This is a genomic window from Streptococcus sp. HMSC10A01 (genome assembly GCF_001807785.1).
GTDB lineage: Bacteria > Bacillota > Bacilli > Lactobacillales > Streptococcaceae > Streptococcus > Streptococcus gordonii.
Map to the genome: position 1 here is coordinate 302,711 of NZ_KV790965.1, position 10,158 is coordinate 312,868.

Here is a 10,158-nt window from a genome sequence, read left to right on the forward strand (position 1 = left end):
AGAATTCTCCTGTCTGTCTTTTTTACTATCTTTTTGTTATAATGGACCAAGTATTAATTTAGAAAGATTTGTGGGTGCAAACAGTTCAGTAGATTATTTTGATATGGACTTAGGTTCCACCCAAAGAGGTATTAGTGTCGTGTCTCAATCTTATATCAATGTTATTGGTGCAGGCCTTGCTGGCTCAGAAGCTGCTTACCAGATTGCCAAGCGTGGAATCCCAGTCAGACTCTATGAAATGCGGGGTGTTAAGTCAACGCCTCAACACAAAACTGCGGACTTTGCAGAACTGGTCTGTTCTAACTCTTTGCGAGGAGATGCGCTGACCAATGCAGTCGGTCTGCTCAAGGAAGAAATGCGACGGTTGGACTCAATCATTTTAAAGTCAGCAGAAGCGACTCGGGTACCAGCAGGTGGTGCTCTAGCGGTCGATAGAGAAGGTTTTTCTCAGATGGTGACGGAGCTAGTGACTAATCATCCATTGATTGAGGTCATTCGAGAAGAAATTACTGAAATTCCGAATGATGACATCACAGTCATTGCGACAGGACCCTTGACCAGCGATGCTTTGGCCGAAAAAATCCACGCGCTCAATGGAGGTAACGGTTTTTATTTCTACGACGCAGCAGCGCCAATCATCGATGTCAATACCATTGATATGACCAAGATCTATCTCAAATCCCGCTATGATAAGGGCGAAGCAGCCTACCTCAACGCTCCCATGACCAAACAAGAGTTTATGGATTTCCATGATGCTTTGGTCAATGCCGAAGAAGCACCGCTCAATTCCTTTGAAAAAGAAAAATACTTTGAAGGATGTATGCCTATTGAAGTTATGGCCAAGCGGGGTATTAAAACCATGCTTTATGGACCGATGAAACCGGTTGGTTTAGAATATCCAGATGACTACCAAGGACCTCGAGATGGTGAATATAAGACGCCATACGCTGTAGTGCAACTTCGTCAGGACAATGCAGCAGGCAGTCTTTACAACATCGTCGGCTTCCAAACTCATCTCAAGTGGGGCGAGCAAAAACGAGTCTTTCAAATGATTCCTGGCCTTGAGAATGCAGAATTTGTTCGCTATGGAGTCATGCACCGAAACTCCTATATGGACTCTCCAAATCTGCTAGAACAGACTTTCCGCTCTAAGAAACAGCCAAATCTTTTCTTTGCAGGTCAAATGACTGGAGTTGAAGGCTATGTTGAGTCTGCAGCTTCTGGTTTGGTAGCTGGTATCAATGCCGCTCGGCTCTTCAAAGGAGAAGAAGCACTTGTCTTTCCAGAAACAACGGCTATTGGTAGCTTGCCACATTATGTTACCCATGCTGACAGCAAGCATTTCCAACCCATGAATGTCAATTTTGGCATTATCAAAGAGCTGGATGGCCCTCGAATTCGTGATAAGAAAGAGCGCTATGAGAAGATTGCTGAGCGCGCCCTGCAGGACTTGTCTCCTTATCTTGATAAATAAGAGGTTTGATTAAAAAAATATTTTAAAAAGATTGCATAAAAGTCTTGCAATCTTTTTTTATCTATGATATGATTATCAATGGTTTGAAAAAACTGCCTAAGACAGTAGGGGAGCTCGACTCATAAAGATCCTACCGAGGACAAAACGTATCATTTAAAAAGAAGCGTATTGTACTTTCGTGTCTAGGTTTGGGCGCGTTTTTCTTTTGGAAAAATCCCCAAGCAAAATAATTACGGAGGTGAAACACTAAATGAGTGAAGCAATTATTGCTAAAAAAGCGGAATTAGTTGACGTAGTAGCAGAAAAAATGAAAGCTGCTGCATCAATCGTCGTTGTTGACGCTCGTGGTTTGACTGTTGAACAAGATACAGTTCTTCGTCGTGAGCTTCGTGGAAGCGAAGTTGAGTATAAAGTTATCAAAAACTCAATTTTACGTCGTGCGGCTGAAAAAGCTGGTCTTGAAGATCTTGCATCAGTTTTTGTTGGACCATCTGCAGTAGCATTTTCTAATGAAGATGTTATCGCACCAGCTAAAATCTTGAACGATTTTGCTAAAAACGCTGACGCACTTGAAATCAAAGGTGGTGCAATCGAAGGCGCTGTCGCATCAAAAGAAGAGATTCTTGCACTTGCAACTCTTCCAAACCGCGAAGGACTTCTTTCTATGCTCCTTTCTGTACTCCAAGCGCCAGTGCGCAACGTTGCACTTGCTGTCAAAGCAGTTGCAGACAACAAAGAAGACGCAGCTTAATTTTAAGCTACGCAGCGTAGCCTAGCTACGAAAAAATATTTAAAATAAAAAACTTATTTGGAGGAAATAACAATGGCATTGAACATTGAAAACATTATTGCTGAAATTAAAGAAGCTTCAATCCTTGAATTGAACGACCTTGTAAAAGCTATCGAAGAAGAATTTGGTGTAACTGCAGCTGCTCCTGTAGCTGTAGCTGCTGCTGGTGCTGCTGACGCTGGTGCTGCTAAAGATTCATTTGACGTTGAATTGACAGCTGCTGGTGACAAAAAAGTTGGCGTTATCAAAGTTGTACGTGAAATCACTGGTCTTGGTCTTAAAGAAGCTAAAGAGCTTGTTGATGGTGCACCTGGTATCATCAAAGAAGGCGTTGCAACTGCAGAAGCTGAAGAAATCAAAGCTAAATTGGAAGAAGCAGGCGCTTCAGTTACTCTTAAATAATAGAGTTTCCAATGAAAATGAAAACCAGAGTTTAGGCTCTGGTTTTTTTGTAATTTCTAGTATGTATCTTTTGCCTTGTATCATTATTTAAGGTTTGAGAAAAAGAATCTTCTCTTTTAATCAGACTATATAACTTCCAAAAATCAATTTTCCTTTTCGGGCTATTGTTAGATAGTGAAATTTTTGTTATAATAGCAATATCAAATTTATAGGAGTATACAATGAAATCTATCAAACGTATTGTTTTAGCTGCGATTTTTGCAATTGGTGCTATTATCCTTGTAGCATGTTCAGGTGCTGCTAAGAGCGACAACGGAACCTATGTTTATGAAGCTTCTAAGGATTTTATTAAGAACACACTTAAGGAGCAAGGTGCTTCAAGTGAAGAAGCAGAAAAATACGCTGATCAATTTTCTTTGAAAATGACGATTGAAATCAAAGATACCAAAGGTGAAGTAACTCTTGAAGCTAAAGCTATGGGCAATAAGAAAAATCAAGATTATAAATTAAAAGTTGATCAAAAGAATAAAACTCTTGAATCAGAAAAGGGTGGCAACGACAAAGTTAAGTACAAAATTGAAGGCGATGTCTTGACATTGGATCTTTCTCAGTTGGAATCTGGTCAAGCTGACAAAGCTACTCTGGCAATCTTCAAAGATGCTAAGTTTAAACGAACTAAATAGTGAACGAAGTGAGATTTATAATCTCACTTTTTTCAATGATTTATGGCTTGTTAAATGAATGGCCGCTAGGAGTTGATTTATTAAAACTACAAACTTTCAAATCAAAAAGGCTCTTGTTTTCTTCAGATTCCTCTTGCAGGAATGAGACAGCTTTTGGTATAATATTGATGAATTGAAGCAAAGGAATTCAATTTTTCAGTTGTGTATGAAAAAGTGCTGGGGAGTGCTTTTTTATTGTTTAAAAATGATTTTTAGGAGGAGAGATGAAATATATTTGGTCTTATTTAAGAAGATATCCTAAATGGCTCTTATTGGATTTCCTAGGAGCGATTTTCTTTGTCGTTGTAAATTTAGGTCTTCCTACAGTTCTTGCTCGTATGATTGATGAGGGGATTAACCAAGGAGATACCAGTCGTCTGTATTTTTGGGCATTTATAATGTTATTAGTTATTGTAGCAGGCGTCTTTGGAAGAATTGTCCTGTCCTATGCGGCTGGTAAATTAACAACTAGTATGGTTCGTGATATGAGAAATGATCTTTACGCTAAGCTACAAGAGTATTCTCATCATGAATATGAACAGATTGGTGTGTCTTCGCTAGTGACACGGATTACAAGTGATGCTTTTGTTCTCATGCAATTTGCTGAGCAGAGCTTAAAAATGGGGGTTATTACACCCATGATGATGCTTTCAAGTGTTTTTATGATCTTTTTAACAAGTCCGTCCTTGGCTTGGATTGTCGCTATTTCCCTTCCTTTTTTGGCGGTAGTGGTTTGGTATGTGGCTGTTAAGACACGTCCTCTATCAGAGAAGCAGCAAAAAACTTTGGATAAAATTAACCAATATGCTCGGGAAAATTTAACAGGTTTACGGGTCATTCGTGCATTTGCAAGAGAAGAGTTTCAAGAGGAGCGCTTTGCTTCAGAAAATGAAATCTATGCTGACAATTCCAATAAATTGTTCAAACTGACAGGATTAACAGAACCTTTATTTGTTCAAATCATTATTGCCATGATTGTCGCTATTGTTTGGTTTGCTTTGCAGCCTTTAGGAAGTGGTGAATTAAGAATTGGTGACTTGGTTGCCTTTATTGAGTACAGTTTTCATGCTTTACTGTCTTTCTTATTTTTATCAAGTCTCTTTACCATGTATCCTAGAACAGCCGTCTCTAGTGAGCGTCTAAAGGAAGTTATGGATATGCCTATCTCCATTAATCCTAATGAAGATGGTATTACTGAAACTGAAAGCCATGGTTATCTAGAGTTTGACAATGTAACCTTTGCTTATCCAGGGGAGACGGAGAGCCCGGTCCTTCATAATATTTCTTTCAAGGCCAAACCTGGTGAAACTGTTGCCTTTATTGGTTCTACAGGATCAGGTAAGTCTTCCTTAGTACAATTGATACCACGTTTTTATGATGTTACTCTAGGGAAAATTTTGGTAGATGGAGTTGATGTTCGAGACTATCAACTTAAAGCCTTGCGTCAAAAGATTGGTTTCATTCCCCAAAAAGCTCTGCTATTTACAGGTACCATCGCAGAAAACTTGAGGTATGGTAAAGAAGATGCCAGTCATGAAGAACTAAATCAAGCTGCAGATGTGGCTCAAGCTAAAGAATTTATCGAAAGTCGTGAGGAGCGATTTGAAACACACCTGGCTGAAGGAGGAAGCAATCTTTCTGGAGGTCAAAAACAACGTCTGTCAATCGCTCGTGCTGTTGTAAAAGAGCCGGATATATATATATTTGATGATTCGTTTTCAGCTCTCGACTACAAGACGGATGCTATCTTACGTCGTCGTTTGAAAGAAGTAACCCAGAATGCAACGGTTTTAATCGTTGCCCAGCGGGTTGGCACGATTATGGATGCAGATCAAATTATCGTTTTGGATAAGGGTGAAATCGTTGGTCGGGGAAGACATGAAGAACTCATGGAATCCAATGCCATTTATCGAGAAATTGCCCAATCCCAGCTTAACAGTCAGTCATTAACAGAAGAATAGGAGGGAAACATGGAGAAAAAACATTCTTTTGCTCGTTTATGGAGCTATTTAAAAGTCTATAAAGTATCTGTCATTTTAGCTGTTTTCCTCAAGATTCTTAGTGTCGTTATGAGTGTTTTGGAGCCATTTGTGTTGGGGCTTGCAATTACAGAACTGACTAGCAATCTTTTGGATATGGCTAAGGGAGTTGAAGGAGCTCACATTAATGTCAGTTATGTTGGTTGGGTCATGGTCTTGTACTTTGTTCGAGCACTCTTCTATGAAATCGGTTCTTACTATTCCAACTATTTCATGACCAATGCAGTACAAAATACCATTCGGGATTTGAGAAATGAACTCAGCCATAAAATTAATCAGATTCCCGTATCTTATTTTGATAAGCACCAGTTTGGGGATTTACTGGGCAGATTTACTAGTGATGTAGAGACAGTATCAAACGCCTTGCAACAAAGTTTTTTGCAAGTAGTGAATGCTGTATTTACTATTTCCTTGGTTATGTTTATGGTTCTGTATCTAAACCTGTCACTTGCTCTGCTTGTGATTATCAGTATTCCTTTGACCTATTTTGCGGCAAACTTTATATTGAAGAAATCTCAACCTTACTTTAAAAAGCAGGCTGATATTTTGGGAGAAATGAATGGTTTTGTCCAAGAGAATCTAAGTGGTTTTAATGTTTTAAAACTTTACGGAAGAGAAGAGGCTTCCAGTCAAGACTTTGAAGCTATTACACAAAATCTTCAAGAAGTAGGTTTTAAGGCTAGTTTTATTTCAGGTTTGATGATGCCTGTTTTGAACGCGATTTCTGATTTGACTTATTTACTTGTAGCAGTTATTGGTGGATTGCAAGTTATTTCTGGTCAATTAACAATTGGGAATATGCAAGCTTTTGTTCAATATGTTTGGCAGGTTAGTCAGCCAATTCAAAACCTAACACAGTTAGCAGGTCAATTGCAAAGCGCCAAGTCTTCTTTAGACCGGGTTTTCCAAGTGCTGGATGAGGCAGACGAAGTCAATGATGTGTCTGAAAGACTGGAACATGATTTAACTGGGCAGGTCAGCTTTCATGATGTAGACTTTCAGTATGTGGCAGATAAGCCACTCATTCGGAATTTCAATCTGGAAGTCAAACCTGGAGAAATGGTAGCCATAGTCGGTCCGACTGGTGCTGGTAAGACCACATTGATTAATTTGCTCATGCGTTTCTACGATGTGACCAAAGGTGCGATTACGGTGGATGGTCACGATATTCGAGATCTTTCCCGTCAGGACTACCGCAAACAGTTTGGTATGGTGTTGCAAGATGCTTGGCTTTACGAGGGAACGATCAAGGAAAATCTTCGTTTCGGGAACTTAGAGGCTACTGATGAGGAAATTGTAGAAGCGGCCAAGGCAGCTAATGTGGATCACTTTATCCGTACATTACCAGGTGGATATAATATGGAAATGAACCAAGAGTCCAGCAATATCTCGCTGGGTCAGAAACAGTTGCTTACGATTGCACGAGCGCTTTTAGCAGATCCTAAGATTCTGATTTTGGATGAAGCAACTTCGTCTGTCGATACACGTCTGGAGCTCTTGATTCAGAAGGCTATGAAGACACTCATGCAAGGGCGGACCAGTTTTGTCATTGCTCACCGACTGTCGACCATTCAGGAGGCAGATAAGATTTTGGTGCTCAAGGATGGTCAGATTATCGAGCAAGGCAATCACGAGAGTCTCTTGGCAGATAAAGGATTTTATTATGACCTTTATCAAAGTCAATTTTCTAAGAAAGCAGAAGAAGCTTGAAAAACTTGCTAAAATGTTTGGTAACTGCTAGAATATTAAACGAAGTGAGGTAGCAATGTCTTTAACTAGTCAAATTATTACAGCAGAATTTCCTGATTTAGATAAGGTAGAAGCTCTTAATCGAGAAGCTTTTCCTGAAGAAGAGAGAGTTCCTATTAGTGAATTTCTCCGCTATACCAATGATGAGCAGTCCCATTTCTTTGCTTTTTACAATGAAGAAGAGTTTGTGGGCTTTGCTTTTGCGATCTACAATGAAAAATGCTTTTATGTTAGTTTTTTTGCGATTATGCCACATCTTCGAAGTCACGGTTATGGTGGAGAAATCATCCATAAACTAACAGAGTTTTACCAAAAAACCATGGTTTTAGAAGTAGAACGTTTAGATGAAGAGTGTGATAATCTAGAGCAACGTCAAGCACGTATGGATTTCTATAAAAGAAATGGATTCAAAACGAGTAATGCTTTTCTAGAATATGATGACCTAAGCTTTGAAATCTTATATTTAGGCGATCACTTTGATGAGGAAGCCTATCGGGATATTTTTCATATGCTCCAAGAGAAGAACTTTTTTGAATTTGAAATTAAGTATAGAAGATTTAGTGATGCGTAAATAAATAAGACCTCTGAACTGTTTTTCAGAGGTCTTTGTCTGAATGTACTTGTCTTTTTTATGATTGATTTGTTCTTGATTTCACTTGTTTTGCAAAATATAATATTTTTGTTATAATGTGAAAATGTTATAAATAAAGAGGAGTTATTATGATAAAAAAAGGTGCCTTAACAGGCTTGCTCTTGTTTGGAATATTTTTTGGTGCAGGAAACTTGATTTTTCCACCATCTTTGGGTGTTCAGTCGGGTTCTAATTTTTGGCCAGCTATTGGTGGCTTTGTCTTATCAGGAGTAGGGATTGCGATTATTACCTTGATTTTTGGTACACTCAATCCTAAAGGGTATATCCATGAGATTTCACGTAAAATCGCTCCTTGGTTTGCTATCGTCTATCTGGTTGCTCTCTATTTGTCCATCGGTCCCTTCTTTGCGATTCCGCGGACTGCAACAGTAGCCTATGAAGTTGGGATATCTCCTTTACTTCCTAAAGATATGACTGGTCTTGGTTTGATTGTTTTCACGACAATTTATTTTGCTGCAGCGTATTTGATTTCTTTAAATCCATCAAAGATTTTAGATCGGATTGGTCGCATTCTAACTCCAGTTTTTGCAATTTTAATTATTATTTTAATTATACTGGGTGCCTTTAAATATGGCTCAGCAGCACCTCAGCAGGCTTCAGCTGCCTATGCTGCATCAGCATTTGGACAAGGCTTCTTGGAAGGATATAATACTTTAGATGCCCTGGCTTCAGTAGCTTTTAGCGTAATTGCTGTAACTACACTGAATCAACTGGGTTTCAAAAATAAAAAAGAATACATTTCAACTATTTGGATTGTTGGATTAATTGTTGCCCTTGCCTTTAGTGCTATGTATATTGGCTTAGGATATCTAGGTAATCATTTTCCAGTTCCTGCTGAAGTGATTGTAAAAGGCAACCCTGGTGTTTATGTCCTATCTCAAGCCACTCAAGCTATTTTTGGTCCTACAGCACAAATCTTCCTGGCTGTTATGGTTACAGTGACTTGCTTTACAACTACAGCTGGTTTGATTGTTTCAACAGGAGAGTTCTTTAATAATACTTTCCCCAAAGTATCTTATAAAACTTATGCAACCATCTTTACTTTGATTGGTTATGCCATTGCGAACCTTGGTTTAAATGCGATTATCCAGTATTCAGTACCAGTTTTGCAAATCCTTTATCCAGTTACGATTGTGATTGTGATGATTGTTATTGTAAATAAATTCTTACCCCTGTCAAAAATTGGTATGCAAGTGACAGTTGCGCTAGTGACTTTGATTGCTCTTGCAAGCATTTTGGGCTCTTTATTCAAAGTCAAGGAAGTTATGGATACAATAAATACTTTGCCTTTTTCACAAGCTTCTCTGCCTTGGCTACTTCCAGCTCTTTTAGGAATTATTTTGTCACTCATTTTGCCTGATAAACAAAAGAGTGAATCTTTTGAAATTGAAGCATAAAAACTTAAATTCATCACGATAGTGATGGATTTTTTTGTTGAGTGTCAACAGTAGAAGATGTTTTATAATTAAATACGAACACAAAGCAATTTGGTGGCTTCTGTTAACCTTTGTTAAGAGATATAATGTTTTTTAGTTCCAGATTATATTCTTGGAGAATAGCTAGTATATATAAAGTGTAGAAGCTTATTCTCCTATTTTTTGATGGGTGAAAAAAATATAAGTATTTTATAAGAAGGATTTAAGAAAAAATTTAACTTTTTCTTATTCCTTTTTAATTTTATGATTTTATACTAGAGTCATAAAAAATATAAGGAGGATCCTATGAGATTCAATTCAAATCAAAAATATACTCGCTGGTCAATCCGTCGCTTAAGTGTTGGTGTGGCTTCTGTTGCAGTTGCCAGTGGTTTTTTTGTCCTAGTCGGTCATCCAAGCTCTGTACGTGCGGATGAAGTCAATTTAACACCAGCACAAGTTGTACCAAATCCTTCATCAGTAACAGAAAAAAGTGAGTTACCAGAAAATGTTCTTAAAGAAGCTGTGGATACGGCTCTTCCAGAAAATCAGACGATTCCAAGTTCAAAGGAAGCAGTTGATGAAACTAATTCCTCAGAGAAGACTAGTACTGATTCTAAAGAAGAAGTTGCAAAACCGAAAGAAGAACAGGATACACCAAAAGCCAATAATCCAACAGAAGAACAAAGCAAACCAGAGGTAGCTCCTGCGACAGTTGGTAGCCAAGATCGTGAAGCACCTACTCCTCAATCAGTAACAACTCCAGAGGAAGTTAAAAAAGGAGTTGCTGAGAATACGAAGGAAACAGTAGATGTTCCAGCCAGTTATCTTGAAAAAGCGAACGTTCCTGGTCCATTCTTGGCCGGAGTTAACCAAGTCATTCCGTATGAAGCTTTCGGTGGTGATGGTATGTTG

At 38.5% G+C, this 10,158-nt stretch carries 9 protein-coding genes and 1 other annotated feature; all 9 genes read left to right on the forward strand.

Annotated elements, in window-relative coordinates:
• The first annotated feature begins 139 nt into the window (after positions 1-139).
• Complete coding sequence (gene trmFO / locus HMPREF3108_RS03095; protein WP_070493287.1) at positions 140-1,474, forward strand: methylenetetrahydrofolate--tRNA-(uracil(54)-C(5))-methyltransferase (FADH(2)-oxidizing) TrmFO; 1,335 nt, start codon at positions 140-142, stop codon at positions 1,472-1,474.
• A gap of 77 nt (positions 1,475-1,551) precedes the next feature.
• Positions 1,552-1,687, forward strand: a sequence feature (ribosomal protein L10 leader region).
• A gap of 37 nt (positions 1,688-1,724) precedes the next feature.
• The gene (gene rplJ, locus HMPREF3108_RS03100; protein ID WP_012000594.1) at positions 1,725-2,225 is read left to right on the forward strand and encodes a 50S ribosomal protein L10; all 501 of its coding nucleotides are present in this window, start codon (positions 1,725-1,727) and stop codon (positions 2,223-2,225) included.
• Between the two features lie 72 nt (positions 2,226-2,297).
• Positions 2,298-2,666: a 50S ribosomal protein L7/L12 gene (rplL, locus tag HMPREF3108_RS03105; protein WP_008808621.1), complete on the forward strand. Its 369-nt coding sequence runs from the start codon at positions 2,298-2,300 to the stop codon at positions 2,664-2,666.
• Between the two features lie 221 nt (positions 2,667-2,887).
• Positions 2,888-3,349: a hypothetical protein gene (locus HMPREF3108_RS03110; RefSeq protein ID WP_048780047.1), complete on the forward strand. Its 462-nt coding sequence runs from the start codon at positions 2,888-2,890 to the stop codon at positions 3,347-3,349.
• A 263-nt stretch (positions 3,350-3,612) separates the two neighbouring features.
• Positions 3,613-5,349, forward strand: a complete 1,737-nt coding sequence (locus tag HMPREF3108_RS03115) for an ABC transporter ATP-binding protein (protein ID WP_048780045.1) — start codon at positions 3,613-3,615, stop codon at positions 5,347-5,349.
• A gap of 9 nt (positions 5,350-5,358) precedes the next feature.
• Entirely contained in the window at positions 5,359-7,137 is a 1,779-nt protein-coding gene (locus tag HMPREF3108_RS03120; protein WP_048780043.1) for an ABC transporter ATP-binding protein, read from the forward strand.
• Between the two features lie 55 nt (positions 7,138-7,192).
• Positions 7,193-7,747 (forward strand): GNAT family N-acetyltransferase, encoded by a 555-nt coding sequence (locus HMPREF3108_RS03125; protein ID WP_008808625.1) that lies wholly within the window; start codon positions 7,193-7,195, stop codon positions 7,745-7,747.
• A gap of 149 nt (positions 7,748-7,896) precedes the next feature.
• Positions 7,897-9,225 (forward strand): branched-chain amino acid transport system II carrier protein, encoded by a 1,329-nt coding sequence (brnQ, locus tag HMPREF3108_RS03130; RefSeq protein ID WP_070493270.1) that lies wholly within the window; start codon positions 7,897-7,899, stop codon positions 9,223-9,225.
• A gap of 324 nt (positions 9,226-9,549) precedes the next feature.
• The coding region (locus HMPREF3108_RS03135) for an SSURE domain-containing protein (protein ID WP_141738446.1) at positions 9,550-10,158 on the forward strand (609 nt) is incomplete at its 3' end.

Bases quoted from the DNA above. Each gene is read 5' to 3' on its own strand.
- brnQ (WP_070493270.1), top strand. From the start codon at position 7,897: ATGATAAAAAAAGGTGCCTTAACAGGCTTGCTCTTGTTTGGAATATTT.
- HMPREF3108_RS03125 (WP_008808625.1), top strand. From the start codon at position 7,193: ATGTCTTTAACTAGTCAAATTATTACAGCAGAATTTCCTGATTTAGAT.
- rplJ (WP_012000594.1), top strand. From the start codon at position 1,725: ATGAGTGAAGCAATTATTGCTAAAAAAGCGGAATTAGTTGACGTAGTA.
- HMPREF3108_RS03110 (WP_048780047.1), top strand. From the start codon at position 2,888: ATGAAATCTATCAAACGTATTGTTTTAGCTGCGATTTTTGCAATTGGT.
- rplL (WP_008808621.1), top strand. From the start codon at position 2,298: ATGGCATTGAACATTGAAAACATTATTGCTGAAATTAAAGAAGCTTCA.
- HMPREF3108_RS03120 (WP_048780043.1), top strand. From the start codon at position 5,359: ATGGAGAAAAAACATTCTTTTGCTCGTTTATGGAGCTATTTAAAAGTC.
- HMPREF3108_RS03115 (WP_048780045.1), top strand. From the start codon at position 3,613: ATGAAATATATTTGGTCTTATTTAAGAAGATATCCTAAATGGCTCTTA.